The sequence below is a fragment of the Clavibacter sp. A6099 genome, assembly GCF_021919125.1.
GTDB lineage: Bacteria > Actinomycetota > Actinomycetes > Actinomycetales > Microbacteriaceae > Clavibacter > Clavibacter seminis.
On sequence record NZ_CP083439.1, the window covers coordinates 1,673,684 to 1,694,913 of the forward strand.

The following is a 21,230-nucleotide window of genomic DNA, read 5'->3' on the forward strand; positions in this document are numbered from 1 at the left end:
GAGGAATGAGCCACCCATGATCGAGTTCCACCACGTCCGCAAGCAGTACCCGGACGGCACGCTCGCGATCGAGGACTTCAGCCTCGTCGTCCCCTCGCAGACCACGACGGTCCTCGTCGGATCCTCGGGCTGCGGCAAGACGACGCTCATGCGCATGATCAACCGCATGGTCGAGCCCACCTCGGGCCGCATCGAGATCGACGGCACCGACATCGCCACCCAGGACGCCGTGAAGCTCCGCCGCAGCATCGGCTACGTGATGCAGAACTCCGGCCTCCTGCCGCACCGCAAGGTCGTCGACAACATCGCCACCGTGCCACGCCTCACCGGCGTCGACAAGCGGACCGCGCGCGAGGGCGCCCTGAAGCTCATGGACACCGTGGGCCTCGACCGCTCGATGGCCGATCGCTACCCGTCCCAGCTCTCCGGCGGCCAGCAGCAGCGCGTCGGCGTCGCCCGCGGCCTCGCGGTGGATCCGAACATCCTGCTCATGGACGAGCCGTTCGGCGCCGTCGACCCGCTCGTGCGCGACGACCTGCAGCAGGAGCTCATCCGCCTGCGCACCCAGCTCGACAAGACCGTCGTCTTCGTGACGCACGACATCGACGAGGCGTTCCTGCTCGGCGACCAGGTCGTGATCCTCGAGAAGGGCGGCCGCATCGCCCAGCAGGGCACGCCGCAGGAGATCCTCTCGAACCCGGCGAACGACTTCGTCCGCGACTTCGTGGGCGCCGACAAGGGCAAGCGCGCGCTGCACGTCGAGGACACCGGCACGGGACAGGTGCTCGTCGACCGCGACGGCCGGCTCGTGGGCGTGCTCGACGACGAGGGGCGCGCCGCCGTCCGCTCCGCATCCGCCCCGACCGAGGCGGGGGCCGCGCACGCCCCCGGTGCCCCGGCGCAGGGTGCGGGACCCGCGTGAACTGGGTCATCGCCAACATCCAGACGGTGCTCGACCTGACCGTCGCGCACGTGGCGCTGGCCGCGCCGCCGATCGTCCTGGGGCTCCTCCTCTCCCTCCCGCTCGGCTGGCTCGCGAACCGCTACACCCGGGTCCGCGGCCTCCTCCTCACTGTGGGCGGGCTGCTGTACACGATCCCGTCCATCGCGCTGATCCTCGTGGTGCCGGGCCTCATAGGCACCTCGTTCCTCTTCGCCGGGAACATCGTCATCGCGCTGACCGTCTACGCCGTGGCGCTCATGGTCCGCATCACCACGGACGCGCTCGCCTCGGTCCCCGCGGACGTGAAGCAGTCGGCCACCGCCATGGGCTACGCCGGCTGGGCACGCTTCTGGCGCGTGGAGCTCCCGCTCGCCGGGCCCGTGCTTCTGGCGGGCCTCCGCGTCGTCTCCGTGAGCACGGTGAGCATGGTGACGGTCGGCTCGCTCATCGGCGTGCAGAGCCTCGGCACCATGATCCTCAGCGGGTACAAGAGGTCCTTCTACACGGAGATATTCACCGGCGTCGTCGGGATCCTCGTCATCGCCCTGGCGTTCGACCTGATCCTCGTGCTGCTCGGCCGCGCGCTCATGCCCTGGTCGCGCTCGATGTCCGCCCGGGGCCGGCGACGCAGCGCTGCTGCCGCATCCCCGATCGCCGTGACCGGAGGACTGCCGTGAACCTGTTCGCCGAGGCGTTCGGCCTCGTCTTCGACGCGAGCCGCTGGAGCGGAGCGACCGGCACGGGCGTCCGGCTGGGGGAGCACCTCTCCTACACGTTCCTCGCCATCTTCCTGGCGGCGCTCGTCGCGGTCCCCGCCGGGCTCTACATCGGCCACACCGGGCGCGGCCGCACCATCGCGGTCTCGGTCTCCGGCGGTTTCCGAGCCCTCCCCACGCTCGGCGTCCTCGTCCTCTTCGGGCTCGTCTTCGGGATCGGCCTGACCGGCCCGATGATCACGTTCGCGATCCTCGGGATCCCGCCGCTGCTCGCCGGCGTCTACGCGGGGCTGCAGGCCGTGGACCGGGCGACCGTCGACGCCGCTCGCGCCGTCGGGATGACCGAGTGGCAGATCCTCGGGAAGGTCGAGATCCCGCTGGCCCTGCCGCTCATCATCAGCGGCTTCCGGGCCGCGACCCTGCAGGTCATCAGCACCGTGACCCTGGGCGCCTACCTCGGGCTCGGCGGCCTCGGCCCCGACATCTTCACCGGCCTCACGACGAGCAACTACCCGCTGATGGTGTCCGCCTCCATCCTCGTCACCGTCCTCGCGCTGGTCGTGGACGGCGTGCTCGCGATCGTCCAGCGCCTCGTCGTCCCCCGAGGCGTCGTCGCCGCGGCGGGCCGTCCCTCCGACTCCGCCCGTGCCTCGTCGAGGCCGGCGGTCAGCACCACCTCCTGAAAGGAACACAGCAATGTCCCTCAGCATCTCCCGCCGGGTCCTCCTCGGCACCGTCGCGGTCGGCACCGCGATGGCCCTCGCCGGCTGCGCGTCCGGCGACCCCACCGATCCCACCGGCGGCCAGCCCGCATCGGCAGCCCCCACCGACACGATCTCCGTCGGCTCGGCCGCGTTCGGCGAGAACGTCATCCTCGCGGAGGTCTACGCGCAGGCGCTCGAGGCCAACGACGTGAAGGTCACGCGCAACCTGCAGATCGGCGAGCGCGAGGTCTACCTCAAGGCGCTCGAGGAGGGGTCCATCGACCTCATCCCCGAGTACACGGGCAACCTGCTCGCGGCGTACGACGCCGACTCGACCGCCACCTCCAGCGACGACGTGTTCGCCGCTCTCGGCGCCGCTCTGCCGGACGGGTTCGAGGTGCTCGACGAGTCGCCCGCCGAGGACAAGGACTCGTACAACGTCACGAAGGAGTACTCGGAGACCAACGGCGTCACGAGCCTCTCCGACCTCAAGGGCAAGACCGTCCGCGTGGGCGGCGGCGCGGTCCTGGGCGAGCGCGAGTACGGGATCCCCGGGCTGACGGCCACGTACGGCATCGACGCCAGCCTCGTCACCATCGAGGACCAGGGCGGCCCGAACACCGTCAAGGCGCTCCTCGACGGCCAGGTCGACATGGCGAACATCTACTCGACCACGCCGTCGATCCTCGACAACGACTTCGTCACGCTCACCGACCCGGAGAACCTCATCAAGGCGCAGAACGTCGTGCCGCTGGTGAACACCGCGAAGATGAACCCCGACGTCACCGCGATCCTCGACAAGGTGTCGGCCGCGCTGACCACCGAGGACCTCACCGCGATGAACCGCCGCAACCAGGGCGACGAGAAGGCCGAGCCGGCCGCGATCGCCGCCGACTGGCTGAAGGAGAAGGCCCTCTTCTAGGAGGCGCCTGCCGGGCGGCGACGCCCGGCACCCGCGAGGGGTCGACGCGCGAGCGCCGGCCCCTCGCGCCGTGGGTGCCCGCGTGGGCACGACGGAGCATGATGGATCCACCGCATGTACTTCCCCGATGGCAGGAGCCCGCGCATGGCCAAGAAGAAGTCCCCGACCGGCGAGGTCAGCGTCCTGGGCGCCGTGACGACGGTGGCCCGCGAGGTCCGCAAGCACAAGACGGTGGCCGAGTCGGCGCCGCAGGGCGAGGGCGCGAACATCCCGCCCGCGCCCAAGCGCAGCCCCGAGGAGCTGAAGCGCGACATCCAGGCGGGCCGCGACCAGCTCGCGCGCACCGTCCGCGAGCTCGAGACCGCGCTCGACGTGCCGGCCCGGGCGTCCGAGCTGAAGGCCGACGCCGCGGGGCGGGCCCGCGCGATCCGCGACGACGTCACGACGCGCGTCCGCACCACCGGACGGGACATCTCGCGCCGCACGCGCGCGTTCGCGAAGAAGGACCCGGCGGTCGCGGCGTCGATCGGCGCGGGCGCCGTCGCCGTCGTGCTCGCGGTGGGCGCGGCCGTCGTCTCCGGCGGCCGACGCTGATCGCCGCCATCCGGTCGATCGCCACGGCCCTGCCGCCGACCGTCCTCGCGCAGGACGGCGTCCGGGACCTCTTCGGGAGCCAGCCGGAGCTCGGGCGGCTCGGCACGCGGCTCGTGTCCGCGGCCTTCGGGGCGTCCGGGATCCGCACGCGGCACACGGTGATCCGCGAGCTCGGCACCGCGCCGGGCATGGCGGGCGCCGACGCGGGCATCGAGGCCGGCGACGGCGATCCGGTGTTCTACGACCGGGCGAGCGGGCTGATCCTCACGCCCGGCACCGGTGCGCGCAACGACACGTACATCCGCGAGGCCCCCGCCCTGCTGCTCGACGCGGCGCGGCAGGCGGTCGCGGAGGCGGCCGGGATCGAGGCCTCCGACGTGACGCACGTCGTCACCGTCTCCTGCACGGGGTTCTACGCGCCCGGACCCGACTACCAGGTCGTGCGCGGCCTCGGCCTCGGCGCGTCCACCCAGCGCTTCCACCTCGGCTTCATGGGCTGCTACGGCGCGTTCCCCGCGCTCAGAATGGCCGCCCAGTTCTGCGCCGCCGACCCGGACGCCGTCGTCCTCGTCGTGTGCGTGGAGCTCTGCTCGCTGCACCTGCACTCGTCCAACGACGCCGACACGATCGTCGCCTCGTCCGTCTTCGGGGACGGCGCGGCGGCCGCGGTCGTCACCGCGCGGCCCGCGCCCGCCGGATCCACCGTGCTCGACCTCGACGCGTTCGAGACCGTCCTCACGCCCGTGGGCGAGGACGACATGGCGTGGACCATCGGCGACCAGGGCTTCGACATGGTCCTGTCGAGCTACGTGCCGAGGATCATCGACGAGCACATCACGGGCGCCCTCGAGCCGCTGTGGGCGCAGGTCCCGGCGCTCGAGGGCGTCGCCCCCGCGGAGATCGAGGACTGGGCCATCCACCCGGGCGGCCGCAGCATCCTCGACCGGGTCGAGGGCCGGCTCGCGCTCGCGCCCGCCCAGCTCGAGGCCTCGCGGTCGACGCTCGCGGAGGTCGGCAACATGTCGAGCGCGACGGTGCTGTTCGTGCTCCGGCGGATCCTGCACCGGACGCCGCCAGCCGACGTGCCCGGCCGGCCCGACGTCGCGGAGGCCGCACCGACGGCGGCGTCCGGGCCGGGCGCGGGGCGGGTGTGCGCCATGGCGTTCGGTCCCGGCCTCACGGTCGAGACCGCGCTCATGACGCGCCGGACCGCCTGATGGACCTCTCCCGCCGCGACCTCCGGCTCACCGAGCTCATGGACGACCCGGACTGCGACCCCGTCGCGCTCGACCGCACCTACGCGCGGTTCGGCATCGTGAACCGCGCGGTCGCGGGCTGGCGCGGGGTCTACCGGTCGCGGATCCGCCCGCTGCTGTCCGCGGAGCGGGGGACGACGCTCCTCGACATCGGCTCGGGCGGCGGCGACGTCCCGCTCGCCCTCGCGCGGTGGGCTCGGCGCGACGGGCTGCGGCTGCGCGTCACGGGCATCGACCCGGATCCACGCGCCGCCGCCTTCGCGGGCGCCCGGCCCCGCGACCCGGACGTCGCGTTCCTCCCCGCGTCGAGCGGGGACCTCGTCGCCGCGGGCCGCCGCTTCGACCTCGTGACGAGCAACCACGTGCTCCACCACCTCGACGACGCCGCGTTCGACGCCCTCCTCGCCGACTCGGCCGCGCTCGCCCCGCGCGCGATCCACAGCGACATCGCGCGCGGGCGCCTGGCGTACGCCCTCTACGGGCCCGCGTCCCGGCTCGTCGCGCGCGGCTCGTTCGTGCACGTCGACGGGCTCCGGTCGATCCGCCGCAGCTGGACGCCCGTGGAGCTCGCCCTCCGGGTACCGGCCGGCTGGCGCGTCGAGGGCGCCGTGCCGTTCCGCGTGCTCGTCGTCCGCGACCCGTCCACGGGCCGCGCGGACCCCGTCGAGCGTCCGGGCCGATGACCCGCGTCGACGCGCTGGTCGTGGGCGGCGGACCCGTCGGGATACACCTCGCCGCGCTCCTCGCGCAGGCGGGCCTGGACGTGCACGTGTGGGAGGCGCGGCCGGCGCCCGCCCTGCTGTCGCGCGCGATCGGGATCCACGCGCCGTCGCTCGACGCGTTCGACCGGCTCGGCGTCGCGGACGAGATGGTCGCCGAGGCGATCCTCGTCCGGACGGGCATCGCGATGGGCCCAGGCGGGGAGCTCGGCCGCGTCTCGTTCGCGGGGGTCTCGGACTCGCACCCGTACGTCGCGGCGCTGCCGCAGTGGCGCACGGAGGCGATCCTCTCGGCCCGTCTGGCTGGCCTCGCACCTGACGCGCTCCGCCGCGGCGTGACGCTCACCGGGCTCGACGCGGATCCCGTCGACCTGCCGGGCGGCGTCGTCCGCGCGACCGGGCGGGACGCCGACGGCGCGCCCGTCGAGGTCGCCGCGTCCCTCGTCGTCGGCGCGGACGGGACGCGCGGCAGGGTCCGCGGGCTCCTCGGGATCGGCGTCGACGAGCGCCCCCTGCCCGACCGGTTCCTCATGGGCGATGCGCCCGACCGCACCGACGGCGGCGACGACGCCGTCATCACCCTGCACCCGGACGGCGTCGTCGAGTCCTTCCCGCTACCCGGCGGGCTGCGGCGCTTCGTCGTGGGTCTCCGCGCAGGGGAGGTCGACGGGGATCAGGCGACGCTCCTCGCCCGCGCGGTGCGGGAGCGCACCGGGCACGTCGTGTCGGCCGAGGAGCTGGATCCCGTGAGCGGCTTCGGCGTGCGCCGTCGCCTCGCGCACCGCATGGTCGCCGGGCGCGGCGTGCTGATCGGCGACGCGGCCCACGAGATCAGCCCCATCGGCGGGCAGGGGATGAACCTCGGCTGGCTCGACGCGGACGCCCTCGCGCCGATCCTCGTGGACGCGGTCCGGGCGCGCCGGGGCGTCCCGGATCCCGTGCGCCTCGCCCGCTGGGAGCGCGACCGGCTCGCGAGCGCGCGCCGCGCGGCCGTGCAGTCGGAGATCAACACGGCGCTCGGGCGTCCCGTTCGCGGGCTCACGCGACTGGTCCGCGACGCGGGGCTGCGCGCGGTGCTCGCCTCGCCCGCCGCAGCCGGGCTCGCCTCCGTCTACGCCATGGGACGGGACGCGGGCGCGCGGGTCAGGTGAGGCGGGTCGCGTTCAGCGCGATCTGCGCCACGAGCAGCAGCGACGCCGCCATGATCAGCTGGAACAGCAGACGTCCCGGCGGCCGCGTGACGACGCGCACGGCGCCCCAGGCGGCGATGCCCGATGTGACGACGAGCCCGGCGACCGCGAGCGGGGTGACCGCGTGCGCCGGATCCGCGAGCACCGGGCCGACGGCGACGACGACCGCCCCGAGCGCGAGCGCCCCGAACGCGACGAGGCCCGACGGCACGCGCCCGAGCCGGTGCGGCAGGCCGCGCACACCGGTGCGGGCGTCGTCCTCGAGGTCGGGCAGCACGTTGGTGAAGTGGATGGAGACGCCCAGCACCGCGCCGGTCGCCATCGCCCACGCGGCCGCGGGCACCGGATCCGCGCCGCCGAGGGCGACCACCGTCGGCAGGATCCCGAAGGCCACGACGAAGGGGAGGACGCTCACGGCAGTGCGCTTGAGCCCGGCGTTGTACGCCCAGCCCGCGCCCACGAGCACGCCGTGCGCGAGGAGGAACGCCGGTCCGAGCGCGGCCGACGCCACGCCGCATGCCGCCGCCGTGACGAGGGCGGCCACCCGGACCAGGCCGACGGTGACCTCGCCGCGCGCGACGGGCTTGTCCGCCCTCGCTACGCTGCGGTCGCGCTCGGCGTCGATCCAGTCGTTGGAGAGCCCGATGGACAGCTGCCCGAGGAGCACCGCCAGCGCCACCGCGACCACGCGCCCGGCCCCGTAGCCGAGCGCGACGGCGAGCACGGCCGCCAGCACCGTGACGGTGGCCGTCGGCCCCGGGTGCGAGGAGAGCGCGAGGAGCCGGAGCCGGCGGATCACGCGAGCGTCAGCCCGTAGCAGCGGGAGCCCTCGGAGTCGGCGTATGCGCCGAAGCGGGGGATCTCCGTCCAGCCCTCGCGGGCGTAGAACCGCATCGCGTCGGGTTGCTCGGGTCCTGTCTCGAGAACGAGGTCGACCACGCCGAGCTCGCGGGCCGTCTCCTCCAGGGCGCGCAGGAGCGCCGTCGCGACGCCCGTCCCGCGCGCGGCGGGCACCACGTACATGCGCTTGAGCTCCGCCCACGGGATCCCGTCTCCACGGTCGCCGAGCAGGCGGATCCCGCCGCAGCCGACGGCCCTCCCGTCCGGATCGCGCGCCACGAGGAACACAGCCATGTCGGCGGCCGTCGGCTTGGTGCCGGGCTCCGTGTCGCCGCCGTAGCGGAGGTCGAGCTCGGCGCGCTGGGCGGCGCGGAGGAGGGTCGCGTCGACGTCGTCCCAGTCGACCCGCGAGAAGGTGCAGTCCATGCGTCGATCCTGCCGCACCGGCCGCCGGCGCCGGACCGCTCCGCTACCCTTCCGGGATGAGGATCCGCCCCGCCGAGCCCCGTGACATCGACGACCTGCTGGAGATCCGCAACCACGCGATCCTCACCGGCACCGCCCTCTGGACCGAGGAGCCGGTCGACCGCGCCGAGCGCGAGGCGTGGTTCCGGGAGACGACGGAGGCGGGCGACCCGATCCTCGTCGCCGAGGTCGACGGGGCGTTCGCGGGCTACGGCACCTACGGGCCCTGGCGGCGCCTGTCCGGCTACCGCTTCTCGGTGGAGGACTCGGTCTACGTGCGCGACGGGTTCCAGGGGCAGGGCATCGGCCGCGCGCTGGTGGAGGCGGTCATCGAGCACGCGCGAGCGGCCGGGAAGCGCGCCGTGTTCGCGGACATCGAGGCCGGCAACCGGGGATCCATCCGCCTGCACGAGCGGCTCGGCTTCCGGCAGGTGGGGCTGCTGCCCGGGATCGGGTGGAAGTTCGGGCGCCCGCTGGACCTCTCGATCCTGCACCTGCCGCTGGTCGACGACGGAGCGGCCGAGGCCACGGGCCAGGCGGGCTGACCCGGAGGCCGGACGGTCGAGAGGCCCGGCACGGTGCGCGGGAACGCCACGGGTGCCGGGCCTCTCCGGGGATCACGGTCCTTCGGGGGACGGGCGATCTCCGTGGTCCGGGAGCCGTCCGATCCGGGGGGGGGTGGACGGACGTGCTCGTCGGGTTTCGAGCACCCGACCCAAGGGGGGGTAAGGGCCGTGCGCTCATGGACGACTCTAGCCGGGTCCTCATTTATGCGGACACCGGTGCGTGGCCCCAGAAAGAGGGGCGCGGTCGGACCGAGGCCGCCGGACGGCCGGCGTCAGTCCTGGGACTCGTCGAGCTCGCGTCCGCCGACGGCGACCACGGCGTCGCGGAGCGCGTGGAAGTGGTCGACCGTCAGGCCGTTGCGGAGGAGGTACGGCTCCACGCCGCCGCGACCGGCCAGCGAGTGCAGCGCCTGGATGACGGGCGCGGGATCCCCGTCGACGGCGTGCTGGGCGGCGTCGCGGACGTCGAGCCCGCCCGCCACGAGCGCCAGGGCGACGACGAGCGCGTCCTCGGCGGACGCGGTGCGCGCGTCGTAGCGCGCCGCGGGCGCGCCGGCCCCGAGGAGGTCGGCCGCCTCGGCGACCCGCCCCGTGAGGTGCGCGCCGTCGGCCACGAGGAGGGCGACGTAGGTGGATGCGGGAGCGCCGGCGGCGGAAGTCGTCGTGGATCCGGTGGTGCGGTCGGATGCCGGCGATGCGGGAGCGGGTGAGGTCATGGCGGCGGCCCTTCGGTCGACGTGCGCGGTGCGGGTGGGTGCGGTGCCGGATCCGTGTGCCGACGGCGGGCGCGGAGCCGATGCCGGCCCGCGCGTGGGCGCACCGGGTCGACGCCGATCCGGATGCGTGGTCCGACACTCGCCCGGCCGGGTGAACGACGGGTGTCGCGCGCGCCGCCGGCCGGCCAACGCGACGCGGCCGGGATCCGCGCACAGGGCTCGCGCCGATCGTCTACAAGTCGTAGAATCAAGGGGTCGCGATGGAGCCTCACCCCGCACGATCCGCCATCCACAGGAAGCGCATCCGGTCGCCATGACACCGCACCCCGTTCCCGCAGACCATCCCGCACCCGGCCACCGCCAGAGCGGTCGCCCCGAGTGAACGACCTCCTCGACCCGCTCCTGCTCTCCCGCTGGCAGTTCGGCCTCACCACCGTCTACCACTTCCTCTTCGTGCCGCTCACGATCGGGATGGCGTTCGTCTGCGCGCTCTACCAGACGGCCTGGGTGCGCACGGGGAAGCAGCACTACCTGCGGCTCACGCGGTTCTTCGGGAAGATCTTCCTCATCAACTTCGCGATGGGCACCGTCACCGGCATCGTGCAGGAGTTCCAGTTCGGCATGAACTGGTCCGAGTACTCCCGCTTCGTGGGCGACGTGTTCGGCGCCCCGCTCGCGCTCGAGGGCCTGCTGGCGTTCTTCCTCGAGGCGTCCTTCATCGGCGTGTGGATCTTCGGCTGGGACAAGCTCCCGAAGAGGCTGCACCTCGCGTCCATCTGGGTGCTGTCGGTCGCGTCGATCCTGTCGGCGTACTTCATCCTCGCGGCCAACGCGTTCATGCAGAACCCGGTCGGGTACCGCATCGACGAGGCCCGGGGACGAGCCGAGCTCACCGACATCTGGGCGCTCCTCACCAACAAGGTCGCCCTCGCCGCGTTCCCGCACACGATCTTCGCGGCCTTCATGTGCGCGGCCGCCGTGATCATCTCGGTCGCCGCCTGGCACCTGTCCCGCAACCAGCACCTCGAGACGATGATGCCGGCGCTCAGGTTCGGCATGTGGTTCATGGTCGTCTCCGGCGCGCTCACCATCCTCTCCGGCGACCAGCTCGGCCTCGCGATGGTGCAGACGCAGCCGATGAAGATGGCCGCGGCCGAGGCGCACTACGACACGTCGTCCGGCGCCGCCGCGTCGTTCTCGCTCTTCACCTGGGGCACGCCCGACGGGTCGAGCGAGCTGTTCTCCATCCGGATCCCGTACCTGCTGTCGTTCCTCTCCACGCACACGCTCGACGGCACGGTCCAGGGCATCAACGACCTGCAGGCGCAGTACGTCGCGAGCTACGGCCCCGGCGACTACACGCCCACCATCTGGGTCACCTACTGGGCGTTCCGCTGGATGATGGGCTTCGGCATGGCGGCCATCGGCGTCGCGGTCGCGGGCCTCTGGTTCACGCGCCGGGGCCGCCGCATCACGAAGCCGTGGATGTGGAAGGTCGCCATCTGGGCCGCCCCGCTGCCGCTGCTCGCGATGACGGTCGGCTGGATCTTCACGGAGATGGGCCGCCAGCCGTGGATCGTGTTCAGCCTGCTGCAGACCTCGTCCGCGGTGTCGCCGAACGTCACGGGGATCCAGGTGCTCCTCTCGCTCGTCGCCTTCACGGTCGTCTACGGGTCGCTCGCCGTGGTCGAGTTCCGCCTGATCCTGAAGGCGGCCCAGAAGGGTCCGGAGGCCGAGCGGGAGCCGGATCCCGTCACGGGCGAGGTCGTGCGGGAAGCGAGCGTGTACTGATGGACCTGCCCACCATCTGGTTCGGCGTCATCGCCTTCCTCTTCGTCGGCTACTTCGTGCTCGACGGCTTCGACTTCGGCGTGGGGATGAGCCTGCCGTTCCTCGCGAAGGACGACACCGACCGCCGCGTGCTCATCAACACCATCGGGCCGGTCTGGGACCTCAACGAGACGTGGCTCATCGTCGCGGGGGCCGCGCTCTTCGCGGCGTTCCCCGAGTGGTACGCGACCATGTTCAGCGGCTTCTACCTGCTGCTCGTCGCCATCCTCATCACGCTCATCCTCCGCGGCGTCTCGTTCGAGTTCCGGCACCAGGGGGCGTCGGACAGGTGGCGCGGGTGGTTCGACGCGATGATCGTGGTCGGATCCGTGGTGCCGTCGTTCCTCTGGGGCGTCGTGTTCGCGAACGTGGTGCGCGGCGTGCCGATGGACCGGCACCACGACTACACGGGATCCACGCTCGACCTGCTGAACCCGTACGCGCTCCTCGGCGGGCTCACGACGCTCTCGCTGTTCCTCGTCAACGGGCTGCAGTTCGCCGCGCTCAAGACCGACGGGCCGATCCGGGCGCGCGCCCGCCTGCTCTCGATGCGCGTCGGCGCGGTGACGATCGCGATCGCGGCGACCTTCCTGGTCTGGACGACGCTCGCGCACGGGTCGGCGCTGTCGGGGCTCGTGTCCGCGCTCGCGGCCGTGGCCCTCGTCGGGTCGTACCTCGCGAACGTGCGGGGTCGGGAGCGGTGGGCCTTCGGGCTGCTCGCGGCGACCATCGCGCTCGCGGTCGCCAGCCTCTTCACGGCGCTGCACCCGTTCGTTATGCCGGCGTCGAACGATCCCGCGTTCGGGCTGACGCTCGAGAACGCGTCGTCGTCGCCGTACACGCTCACGATCATGACGTGGGCCGCCGGGTTCGCGCTTCCGCTGATCCTCGCCTACCAGGCGTGGACGTACTGGGTGTTCCGGAAGCGCATCACGCGCGCCGTGATCGCCCGGGCCGCGCACTAGGCGCGCCGTGAAGCCCCTGGATCCGCGGCTGCTGCGGCACTCCGCGTCGGCCCGGGCGATGCTGGCCGTCGGCGCCGTCGGCGGCGTCGTGCAGACCGTGGCGCTCGTCGCCTTCTGCTGGTCGCTCACGCAGCTCGTCGTGCGGGCGATCGGCGGCGCGGCCGCGTCGGAGCTCGGGCCGGTGCTCGCGCTCGTGGTCGGATCCGCCGTCGTCCGCGGAGCCTCCGCGTGGCTCCTCGACGTGGTGGGCGCGCGCGGTGCCGCTCGTGTCACCGCGGAGCTGCGCCGCCGGGCGCTCCGGGCGATCGCCGACCTGGGGCCCGCGTGGACGGCCGGCCGCAGCCGCGGGCGCCTCGCGACCATCGTCGGGCCGGGACTCGACGCGCTCGACCCGTACTTCGCGCGCTACGTGCCGCAGCTGATCCTCACCGCCCTCGCGACGCCGATCGTCGTGGCGGTGCTCTTCCTGGCCGACCCGCTCACGGGCGTGACCGTCCTCGCGACGCTGCCCGTGATCCCGGTGTTCATGGTGCTCGTCGGCTGGGCGACGCAGGAGGTCCAGCGGCGGCAGTGGTCGCGCCTCACGGAGCTGGCGTCGGGCTTCCTCGACGTGGTCGACGGGCTGTCGACGCTCCTGGTCTTCGGGCGCGCGCGCCGGCAGACCGCCCGCATCCGCCGGGTGACGGAGGAGTACCGCATCGAGACCATGCGCGTCCTCCGGATCTCGTTCCTGTCCGGCTTCGTGCTGGAGCTCGCGGCGTCGCTGTCGGTCGCGCTCGTGGCGGTGTCGGTGGGGGTGCGCCTCATCGGCGGCCAGCTCGACCTCGAGGTCGGGCTCTTCGTGCTGCTGCTCGCGCCCGAGGCGTTCCTGCCCATCCGGCAGGTGGGCGTGCAGTTCCACGCCGCGGCCGAGGGGGTCGCGGCCGCGGACGACGTGCTCGGGATCCTCGAGGACGAGCGGGCCGGGCGGGCGGCGCGGGCGGTCCCGCGTGCCGGAGCGGCCGCTGGCGCTGCGGCCGCGGCTGCGCGGGGTGCCGCGGGCGACGCCCTCGTGATCCGCGACCTGGCCGTCACGCGCGACGAACGTCCCGTGCTGGCCGGGCTCTCCGCCACCTTCCCCCGGGGACGCGTCACGGCGGTGACCGGGCCGAGCGGCGTCGGCAAGTCGTCCCTCCTGCAGGCGATCCTGGGGCAGCTGCCCGTCGAGGGCACCATCGGCTGGGTCGGCGAGATCGCCGCCTCCGCGCCGCGCCCGCCGCTGCCGACCGAGATCGCCTGGGCGGGGCAGCGGCCCGGGCTCATGGCGGGCACGGTGCGCGCGAACGTGGCGCTCGGCGTGGCGGATGCGCACGACGCGCTCGTCCGACGCGCGCTCGCGCTCGCGGCGGCCGACGGCATCGACCCGGACCTGGAGCTCGGCGTCGGCGGGCAGGGGCTGTCCGGCGGGCAGGCGCAGCGGGTCGCCGTCGCGCGCGCCGTGCACCGCGCGCTCGCCCTCGACTGCCCGCTCGTGCTCCTCGACGAGCCGAGCTCCGCGCTCGACGCGGCGTCCGAGGAGCGGCTCGCCGCGGGGATCCGCGCGCTCGCCGACCAGGGCCGCGCGGTCGTGGTCGTCACGCACCGCGGCACCCTGGTGCGGTCGGCCGACGCCGAGCTGCGGCTGGGCGGGGGATCCGCCTCAGACGGGACCCCGGACGCCCTCGGCACGCGCGTGCCCGCCGCCGCGACGCACGCACGCATAGTCCCGGAGCCCGCCTGGCGCGCGCAGGTGGCGCCGTGAACCGCGACGACGTCCTCCGGCTCGCGCAGCCGCCCGCGCGCCGCGCCCTGCCCGGCCTCCTCGCAGGGCTCGCGAGCGCCGTCGGCGCGGTCGCGCTCCTCGCGACCTCCGCCTGGCTCATCACGCGCGCGTCCGAGCAGCCGCCCATCCTGTTCCTCGGCATGGCGATCGTCGGGGTCAGGGCGTTCGCGCTCGGCCGCGCCGCCTTCCGCTACCTGGAGCGCATCACCAGCCACGACGCGGCCTTCCGCGCGCTGTCGACGCTGCGCGTGGGCGTCTTCGAGCGGCTCCTGCCGTTCGCGCCCGCCGGGCTCCGCGACACGCGCCGGGGCGACCTCCTCACCCGGCTCGTGGGCGACGTCGACCGGCTCCAGGACCTCCCGCTGCGCGTCATGCAGCCGCTCGCGGTGTCCGTGCTCGTCCAGGTGGCGAGCGTCGCGGTCGTGGGGGCGGTGCTGCCGGCCGCCGGGATCGCGCTCGCCGTCGTGCTCGCGGTCTCGCTCGCGGTCGGGATCGGCGCGACCACGGCGCTCGCGGGGCGCGCCGAGACGCGCATCGCGCCGCTGCGCGCCCGGTTGCATGACCTCGTGCTCGACCTCGTCGGCGGCCTCGACGTGCTGACCGCGTTCGGGGCGGTGGACGACCGCCTCGCCGCGATCGACGGGGCCGCGGCCGACCTCCGGCGCGCGGAGCTGCGCAGCGCGGCGGCGGCGGGCGTCACCACGGGCGTCGTGCTCGCCGGCACGGGCGCCGTCGCCGGCTGGACCGTCCTGCAGGGCGTGCCGGGCCTCGCGTCCGGGACGCTGGATCCCGCCTGGCTCGCGCTGGCCGCGCTGGTGCCGCTCGCGCTGGTCGAGCAGGCCACGGCCGTGCCGCTCGCGGTGCAGGCGTGGCGGCGCGTGCGCACGAGCGCCGAACGCGTGGCGGGCGTCGTGCCGGGGACGGTGCCCGACGAGATCCCGCGGGAGCCCGACGACGCCGACGCGGGGACCGCGCACGCCGACGCGCCGACCGCGGGCACGACGCTCGAGGTCCGCGACCTGGTCACGCGCTGGCCGGGAGCGGATCACGACGCCCTCGCCCCGGTGTCGCTCGTGGTGCGGCCGGGGGAGACGGTCGTCGTGCGCGGCCCGAGCGGATCCGGCAAGTCGTCGCTCGCGGAAGCCCTCGCCCGGTTCCTCGAGTCGCGCGGCGCCTACGAGCTGGACGGCCGGGACGCGCGGTCGATGGCCCCGTCCGCCGTGCGGCGGATCGTCGGCCTCTGCGAGCAGGCCCCGCACCTCTTCGACGCGAGCATCCGGCAGAACCTGCTCTTCGCGCGCGATGGCGCGACCGACGACGAGCTCGTCGGCGTGCTCGCACGGGTGGGCCTCGCGGGGTGGACGGCCGAGCGGGGCGGGCTCGACGCGCGCGTCGGCGACCGCGGCGGCCTCGTCTCGGGCGGCCAGGCGCAGCGCATCGCCCTGGCGCGGGCGCTCCTCGCGGACTTCCCGGTGCTCGTTCTCGACGAGCCGACGGCCGACGTCGACGCCGAGCGCGCCCACGCCGTGCTGCGCGACGTGCTGACGGCCGCGCGCGACAGTGGACGCGGCGTGCTGCTGCTCACGCACACGGATGTGCCGGGCGATCTCGTGAACCGGACGGTCGAGCTGCTTCCCGCGTCGTGATCCGGACGGGCGGGCGCGAGTCGCGCGTCAGCCCCCGGGCAGCTCCCGCCGCAGCGCGTCCAGCCGCGTGCGCCACGCACGGGCACGGCCGGGCTCGGCCGCGGTGGCCGGGCCGTCGATCCAGCCGCGCACCAGGCGGATCCCGTGCAGCGCGCTGACGGCCCACACCTCGCGCCCGTCGAGGTCGGCCGGCCGTGCGCGCTCGTGCAGCACGTCGACGCCGAGGGCCGTGGCCAGCGCGACGATGCTGCGCTCGGTGACGCTCGGGATCCGCGGAACGCCGCCCTCGACGACCGCGAGGGCGTCGCCGTGCCACCACAGGATCGCGCTGTACGCGCCCTCCACGATGGTGCCGTCGTCCGCGAGGATCACGGCCTCGCCCGCTCCGTATCGGGAGGCGCGGCTGCGCAGGGCGCCGAGGGCGTGCAGATCGGGTCCCTTGACTTGCGGCATCGTGCGCGGATCCGGGCCGTCGTGGTCGCGCAGCACCACCGACGCCGTGCGTTCGGGCGCCGGTCGCACGAGGAGCCGTGCCACGTCGCCATCGGGCCCGCGGAGCGCCTCCACGCGCGGGAACCACGCGCCGTCGCGGGGCAGCGCGTCGACCGCGGCGTCGAGGAAGGCGGCGGGATCCGGCACGGCCGCGGACTGCAGGCGCAGCGACGCGAGGAAGCGCTGGCGATGGACGTCGAGCGCGAGCACGCGGCCCTCCTCGACGAGGAACGAGTCGGCCGCGAGCACCCGCTGCCCGGCCGGTCGCGCCTCCTCGGCCCCTCCACCGGCGGGATCCGCGGACCCCGTCGCCCAGCCCGCCGCGGTCCACCGGAGGATCGTCTCGGAACTCATACCCTTGAGGCTAGGCGGCCGCCGGGTGCGCTCACGACACCGGGAGGCCGAGCATGCACGAGGGCGACGCGTGCGCCGCCGCGGAGGTCGTCGGCCGCCGCCTGGGCCGCTGGCACGACCCGGAGGCGGTGTTCCTGGCGCTCTTCGCCGCGGAGTCCGCCGGCGACGTCGCCTGGCTCGACGACTCGGCGGGGGAGGGATGGAGCTACCTCGCGGCGTCCGCCGACACCGTGACGGCCTGGCCGCGGGGCGTGTTCGCGGGGCTCGCGGAGCTGCTGCCCGCGGCGTCGCCCGCGGTGGCGCCCGGCAGATCCGCCGCGCCCGTCACATCCGACGCGGACGCGCTGCCGGACGGCCTCGCATTCCGGCTGGGCCTCGTCGGCTGGATCCCGCACGACGCGTGGACCGAGACCGTCCCGCTCCACCACGCGCCGCCGAGCACGCCAGCGGACGCCACGGCCCCCGTCCCGGCCGCCGTCCTCCGCGTCGACCGCCTCCTCGCCTTCGACCACGCCGCGGGCGAGGTGTGGGCCGTCGCACGAGCGGGCGATCCGTGGCCGCGCGCCGTCGAGCAGGAGCTGGCCCGCACGGACCCGCCCGGCGCCCGACCCGTCGCGCGCGCCCCGGAGGACGACGCCGACGCGCCACCCGTCTGGCGGCACGACGATCCCGCCTACCTCGACCTCATCCGCTCCTGCCAGGAGTCCATCCGCCGCGGCGACGCGTACCAGCTGTGCCTCACGAACACCGCGGTCGTCGCGGGCCACGTCGACCCCGTCCGCGTGCACCTGGCGCTGCGTGCGCTCAGCCCCACGCACCACGGCGCGTTCCTCCGCGCGGGCGGCACGGTGCTCGTCAGCGCATCGCCGGAGCGCTTCGTCGAGGTCGACGCGGGCGGCACGCTCCGCACCCTGCCCATCAAGGGGACGCGGCCCCGCCACGCGGATCCCGCCGCCGACGCCCGGGCGCGCGCCGAGCTCCTGGCGAGCGAGAAGGAGCGCGCCGAGAACGTCATGATCGTCGACCTCATGCGCAACGACCTCAGCCGCGTGTGCGTGCTCGGATCCGTGCGCGTCACGAGCCTGTTCGCCGTCGAGGCCTACGCGCAGGTGCACCAGCTCGTGAGCCGCGTCGAGGGCGAGCTCGCCCCGGGCGTCTCGGCGGTCGACGCGGTGCGGGCGCTGTTCCCGGCGGGATCCATGACGGGCGCCCCGAAGTCCGCGGCCGTGGGCATCCTCCAGTCGCTCGAGGGCGGCCCTCGCGGCGTGTACGCGGGCGCGTTCGGCTGGTTCGGCGATGACGGGCGCGTCGACCTCGCCATGGTGATCCGCTCGGTCGTCGTCACGGACGGCCGCGCGACGGTCGGCGCCGGCGGCGGGATCACGGCGCTGTCCGTCCCCGAGGAGGAGCTCGAGGAGGTGCGCGTGAAGGCCGCGCCGCTGCTCGCCGCCGTCCGCGCCGGACGCGTGCCGCCGCCCGGAGACGACGGAGACGACGCCGAGAGCGCGTCGCGTCCGCCCCTCCCCAGGGCGCCGGAGCCGGCCTGATCCGCGCCCCTCCCACCGGTTCGGGAGGGGTCGCGCGCGTTCACTAGTCTTGTCGAGGCCTTCACGGCCGCGACCCCCGCATCGAATCGAGAGCGCCCTTGGCACACGAGACCCCCGACACCCCCGGCGAGACCTACGACTTCCGCGCCATCGAGGCCGAGTGGTCGGAGGTGTGGGAGCGCGAGCAGCCGTTCCGCACGCCGGACGCGAGCGACAGCCGCCCCCGCAAGTACATCCTCGACATGTTCCCGTACCCCTCGGGCGACCTGCACATGGGTCACGCCGAGGCGTTCGCGTTGGGCGACGCGGTCGCGCGCTACTGGCGCCAGCAGGGCTTCAACGTCCTCCACCCGATCGGCTGGGACTCCTTCGGCCTGCCCGCCGAGAACGCCGCCATCAAGCGCGGGGTCGACCCGCGCGAGTGGACGTACGCCAACATCGAGACGCAGAAGCAGTCGATGAAGCGCTACGGCCTGTCCTTCGACTGGGAGCGCGAGCTGCACACGAGCGACCCGGAGTACTACCGGTGGAACCAGTGGCTGTTCCTCAAGATGCACGAGAAGGGCCTCGCCTACCGCAAGGACAGCTGGGTTAACTGGGACCCGGTGGACCAGACCGTCCTCGCCAACGAGCAGGTCCTGCCCGACGGCACGTCCGACCGCTCGGGGGCCGTGGTCGTCAAGAAGAAGCTCACGCAGTGGTACCTGCGCATCACCGACTACGCCGACCGCCTCGTCGACGACCTGAACCAGCTCGAGGGCACGTGGCCGGCGAAGGTCATCAGCATGCAGCGCAACTGGATCGGACGCTCCATCGGCGCGGAGGTCGACTTCGTCGTCGAGGGCCGCGACGAGCCCGTCACGGTCTTCACCACGCGTCCGGACACGCTGCACGGCGCCACCTTCATGGTCGTCGCACCCGACAGCGACCTGGCGGCGGAGCTCGTCGAGGGCGCGTCGGACGAGGTCCGCGAGCGGTTCCGCGGCTACCTGGAGCGCACGCAGCGCCTCAACGAGATCGAGCGCTCCACGACCGACCGCCCGAAGACGGGCATCCCGCTCGGCCGCACGGCGATCAACCCCGTGAACGGCGAGCGGATCCCCGTCTGGGCCGCCGACTACGTGCTCGCCGACTACGGCACGGGCGCCGTCATGGCCGTCCCCGCGCACGACCAGCGCGACCTCGACTTCGCGCGCGCCTTCGACCTGCCGGTGCGCGTCGTCGTCGACACCACGCAGCCCGTCACGGGCGCCATCCGCGTCATCCCCGAGGACGGCGAGCTGCCCGACCTCGAGGAGGTGCTGCCCGGTCGCACGGGCGTGGCGCTGCCCGGCGAGGGCCGCCTCATCAACTCCGGTTCCCTCGACGGGCTGAGCAAGCAGCCGGCCATCAAGCGCGTCATCGAGCAGCTCGAGGCGGAGGGCCGCGGCCGCGCGGCGAAGAACTACCGCCTGCGCGACTGGCTCATCTCGCGTCAGCGGTTCTGGGGCACGCCCATCCCGATCGTCTACGACGCCGAGGGCAACGAGATCCGCGTCCCCGAGGACCAGCTGCCCGTCCGGCTGCCCGACACCGAGGGGCTCGACCTCACGCCGAAGGGCAAGTCGCCGCTGGCGGCCGCCACGGAGTGGACGAACGTGCCGAGCCCCGTCGACGGCAGCCCGGCCACGCGCGATCCCGACACCATGGACACCTTCATGGACAGCTCCTGGTACTGGCTGCGCTTCCTGTCGCCCAACGACGCGACGAAGGCGTTCGACCCGGCCGACGCCGACCGCTGGGCGCCCATCGACCAGTACGTGGGCGGCGTGGAGCACGCGATCCTGCACCTGCTGTACTCGCGCTTCATCACGAAGGTCCTGTTCGACCTCGGCTACGTCACCTTCACCGAGCCGTTCAGCGCGCTGCTCAACCAGGGCATGGTGCTCTCCGGCGGCAGCAAGATGTCGAAGAGCAAGGGCGGCGTCGACCTGGGCTCCGAGATGGACCGCCACGGCGTCGACGCCATCCGCCTCACCATGGCGTTCGCCGGCCCGCCCGAGGACGACATCGACTGGGAGGACGTCTCCCCGTCCGGATCCGCGAAGTTCCTGGCGCGCGCATGGCGGCTCACGGGCGACATCACGAGCGCCCCGGAGATCGAATGGAAGACGGGGGACGAGGCGCTCCGGCGCGTCACCCACCGCTTCCTCGCCGAGGCGCCCGGCATGCTCGAGGCGTTCAAGTTCAACGTCGTCATCGCACGCACCATGGAGCTCGTCAACGCCATCCGCAAGACCATCGACCAGGGTGCAGGCGGCGGCGACGCGGCCGTACGCGAGGCGACGGAGGTCGTCGCCATCGCGCTCAGCCTGTTCGCTCCGTACACGGCGGAGGACATGTGGAGGCGCCTCGGCCGCGAGGGGTCCGTGGCGTTCGCCGGCTGGCGCAAGGCGGAGCGCAACCTGCTCGTGCAGAGCACGGTCACGGCCGTGGTGCAGGTCGACGGCAAGGTGCGCGACAAGCTCGAGGTCGACGCGAAGATCGGGGCGGACGAGCTCGAGGCGCTCGCGCGCGATACCGCGGGCGTGAAGCGGTCCACCGCGGGTCGCACCATCGACAAGGTCATCGTCCGCGCGCCCAAGATCGTGAGCATCACCACCACGCCCGCTCCCTGAGGGACGGCCCGCGACCCTACGTCGAGGTGAGGCGAGGGCGGTCCGGCGACGGGCCGCCCTCGCTCCATCCCAGGCCGGATCCGCGACGGCGATCCCCAGACCCGGACGCGCGGGCCGGACGCCGCCGGCCACCGCCTACCGTGCCCCCATGCGCCCCCTCCGCCGACCCCGTCCCGGACCCGATGCCGCCGAGCACCGGGAACGCACGGGATGGACGGACGACGGGTGGGAGCCCGACGCCGAGTGGCCCTCGGACGCCCTTCCCCCATCGCGAGCGGACGGTGGCGCCGACCCTGCAGACGACGGC

The 21,230-nt window shown here is 74.1% G+C and carries 19 protein-coding genes; 15 read left to right on the forward strand and 4 right to left on the reverse strand.

Going from position 1 to position 21,230, the window contains the following annotated elements:
* Positions 1-16 precede the first annotated feature (16 nt).
* The 8 genes from KYT88_RS07925 to KYT88_RS07960 all read left to right on the forward strand — a co-directional run bounded on the left by KYT88_RS07925 (position 17) and on the right by KYT88_RS07960 (position 7,005).
* Entirely contained in the window at positions 17-922 is a 906-nt protein-coding gene (locus KYT88_RS07925; protein WP_043587054.1) for an ABC transporter ATP-binding protein, read from the forward strand.
* A complete protein-coding gene (locus tag KYT88_RS07930) occupies positions 919-1,620 on the forward strand; it encodes an ABC transporter permease (RefSeq protein WP_043587052.1) in 702 nt (233 codons plus the stop codon). Before KYT88_RS07925 ends, KYT88_RS07930 begins: the two co-directional genes overlap by 4 nt.
* Positions 1,617-2,342, forward strand: coding sequence for an ABC transporter permease (locus KYT88_RS07935; protein ID WP_043587050.1), 726 nt, complete (start codon positions 1,617-1,619; stop codon positions 2,340-2,342). Before KYT88_RS07930 ends, KYT88_RS07935 begins: the two co-directional genes overlap by 4 nt.
* 13 nt (positions 2,343-2,355) lie before the next feature.
* Entirely contained in the window at positions 2,356-3,285 is a 930-nt protein-coding gene (locus KYT88_RS07940) for an ABC transporter substrate-binding protein (protein ID WP_043587048.1), read from the forward strand.
* 144 nt (positions 3,286-3,429) lie between these two features.
* The gene (locus KYT88_RS07945; protein WP_237583836.1) at positions 3,430-3,879 is read left to right on the forward strand and encodes a DUF3618 domain-containing protein; all 450 of its coding nucleotides are present in this window, start codon (positions 3,430-3,432) and stop codon (positions 3,877-3,879) included.
* On the forward strand, positions 3,876-5,096 hold the full coding sequence (locus tag KYT88_RS07950) for a type III polyketide synthase (protein WP_043587896.1): 1,221 nt from the start codon (positions 3,876-3,878) through the stop codon (positions 5,094-5,096). The genes KYT88_RS07945 and KYT88_RS07950 overlap by 4 nt, the downstream gene beginning before the upstream one ends.
* A complete protein-coding gene (locus KYT88_RS07955; RefSeq protein WP_043587046.1) occupies positions 5,096-5,818 on the forward strand; it encodes a class I SAM-dependent methyltransferase in 723 nt (240 codons plus the stop codon). The genes KYT88_RS07950 and KYT88_RS07955 overlap by 1 nt, the downstream gene beginning before the upstream one ends.
* Entirely contained in the window at positions 5,815-7,005 is a 1,191-nt protein-coding gene (locus KYT88_RS07960; protein ID WP_043587044.1) for an FAD-dependent oxidoreductase, read from the forward strand. Before KYT88_RS07955 ends, KYT88_RS07960 begins: the two co-directional genes overlap by 4 nt.
* Here the strand turns inward: KYT88_RS07960 and KYT88_RS07965 are convergent.
* Positions 6,998-7,843 (reverse strand): UbiA family prenyltransferase, encoded by an 846-nt coding sequence (locus KYT88_RS07965; protein ID WP_043587042.1) that lies wholly within the window; start codon positions 7,841-7,843, stop codon positions 6,998-7,000. The genes KYT88_RS07960 and KYT88_RS07965 overlap by 8 nt on opposite strands.
* Entirely contained in the window at positions 7,840-8,310 is a 471-nt protein-coding gene (locus KYT88_RS07970) for a GNAT family N-acetyltransferase (RefSeq protein WP_043587040.1), read from the reverse strand. Before KYT88_RS07970 ends, KYT88_RS07965 begins: the two co-directional genes overlap by 4 nt.
* 56 nt (positions 8,311-8,366) lie before the next feature.
* Between KYT88_RS07970 and KYT88_RS07975 the strand changes: the two genes are divergently transcribed.
* On the forward strand, positions 8,367-8,894 hold the full coding sequence (locus KYT88_RS07975) for a GNAT family N-acetyltransferase (protein ID WP_043587038.1): 528 nt from the start codon (positions 8,367-8,369) through the stop codon (positions 8,892-8,894).
* A gap of 293 nt (positions 8,895-9,187) precedes the next feature.
* Here the strand turns inward: KYT88_RS07975 and KYT88_RS07980 are convergent, their stop codons facing one another.
* Entirely contained in the window at positions 9,188-9,631 is a 444-nt protein-coding gene (locus KYT88_RS07980) for a hypothetical protein (protein WP_043587036.1), read from the reverse strand.
* Positions 9,632-10,009: 378 nt separating this feature from the next.
* Between KYT88_RS07980 and KYT88_RS07985 the strand changes: the two genes are divergently transcribed.
* The 4 genes from KYT88_RS07985 to cydC are packed head-to-tail and all read left to right on the forward strand — an operon-like array spanning position 10,010 to position 15,873.
* On the forward strand, positions 10,010-11,422 hold the full coding sequence (locus KYT88_RS07985) for a cytochrome ubiquinol oxidase subunit I (RefSeq protein ID WP_043587033.1): 1,413 nt from the start codon (positions 10,010-10,012) through the stop codon (positions 11,420-11,422).
* The gene (gene cydB, locus KYT88_RS07990) at positions 11,422-12,426 is read left to right on the forward strand and encodes a cytochrome d ubiquinol oxidase subunit II (protein WP_043587031.1); all 1,005 of its coding nucleotides are present in this window, start codon (positions 11,422-11,424) and stop codon (positions 12,424-12,426) included. The genes KYT88_RS07985 and cydB overlap by 1 nt, the downstream gene beginning before the upstream one ends.
* A 7-nt stretch (positions 12,427-12,433) precedes the next feature.
* A complete protein-coding gene (cydD, locus tag KYT88_RS07995) occupies positions 12,434-14,206 on the forward strand; it encodes a thiol reductant ABC exporter subunit CydD (protein WP_043587029.1) in 1,773 nt (590 codons plus the stop codon).
* Complete coding sequence (gene cydC, locus KYT88_RS08000; RefSeq protein WP_043587026.1) at positions 14,203-15,873, forward strand: thiol reductant ABC exporter subunit CydC; 1,671 nt, start codon at positions 14,203-14,205, stop codon at positions 15,871-15,873. Before cydD ends, cydC begins: the two co-directional genes overlap by 4 nt.
* Positions 15,874-15,900: 27 nt before the next feature.
* Here the strand turns inward: cydC and KYT88_RS08005 are convergent, their stop codons facing one another.
* A complete protein-coding gene (locus tag KYT88_RS08005; protein WP_043587024.1) occupies positions 15,901-16,719 on the reverse strand; it encodes an aminotransferase class IV in 819 nt (272 codons plus the stop codon).
* A gap of 53 nt (positions 16,720-16,772) precedes the next feature.
* On the opposite strand from KYT88_RS08005, the gene KYT88_RS08010 reads away from it, so the two are divergent.
* Both KYT88_RS08010 and leuS read left to right on the forward strand, forming a co-directional pair.
* A complete protein-coding gene (locus KYT88_RS08010) occupies positions 16,773-18,266 on the forward strand; it encodes an anthranilate synthase component I family protein (protein ID WP_043587022.1) in 1,494 nt (497 codons plus the stop codon).
* Between the two features lie 98 nt (positions 18,267-18,364).
* Positions 18,365-20,923 carry a leucine--tRNA ligase gene (gene leuS, locus KYT88_RS08015; protein ID WP_043587019.1) on the forward strand — a complete coding sequence of 853 codons (2,559 nt, stop codon included), beginning with the start codon at positions 18,365-18,367 and terminating at the stop codon, positions 20,921-20,923.
* The last annotated feature ends 307 nt before the right edge of the window (positions 20,924-21,230 follow it).

What these genes read in the sequence shown, in the direction of transcription:
- cydB (WP_043587031.1), top strand. Translation starts at nt 11,422, where the DNA reads ATGGACCTGCCCACCATCTGGTTCGGCGTCATCGCCTTCCTCTTCGTC.
- KYT88_RS07975 (WP_043587038.1), top strand. Translation starts at nt 8,367, where the DNA reads ATGAGGATCCGCCCCGCCGAGCCCCGTGACATCGACGACCTGCTGGAG.
- KYT88_RS08010 (WP_043587022.1), top strand. Translation starts at nt 16,773, where the DNA reads ATGCACGAGGGCGACGCGTGCGCCGCCGCGGAGGTCGTCGGCCGCCGC.
- KYT88_RS07980 (WP_043587036.1), bottom strand. Translation starts at nt 9,631, where the DNA reads ATGACCTCACCCGCTCCCGCATCGCCGGCATCCGACCGCACCACCGGA.
- KYT88_RS07955 (WP_043587046.1), top strand. Translation starts at nt 5,096, where the DNA reads ATGGACCTCTCCCGCCGCGACCTCCGGCTCACCGAGCTCATGGACGAC.
- KYT88_RS07925 (WP_043587054.1), top strand. Translation starts at nt 17, where the DNA reads ATGATCGAGTTCCACCACGTCCGCAAGCAGTACCCGGACGGCACGCTC.
- KYT88_RS07960 (WP_043587044.1), top strand. Translation starts at nt 5,815, where the DNA reads ATGACCCGCGTCGACGCGCTGGTCGTGGGCGGCGGACCCGTCGGGATA.
- KYT88_RS07945 (WP_237583836.1), top strand. Translation starts at nt 3,430, where the DNA reads ATGGCCAAGAAGAAGTCCCCGACCGGCGAGGTCAGCGTCCTGGGCGCC.
- KYT88_RS07970 (WP_043587040.1), bottom strand. Translation starts at nt 8,310, where the DNA reads ATGGACTGCACCTTCTCGCGGGTCGACTGGGACGACGTCGACGCGACC.
- KYT88_RS08005 (WP_043587024.1), bottom strand. Translation starts at nt 16,719, where the DNA reads ATGAGTTCCGAGACGATCCTCCGGTGGACCGCGGCGGGCTGGGCGACG.
- KYT88_RS07940 (WP_043587048.1), top strand. Translation starts at nt 2,356, where the DNA reads ATGTCCCTCAGCATCTCCCGCCGGGTCCTCCTCGGCACCGTCGCGGTC.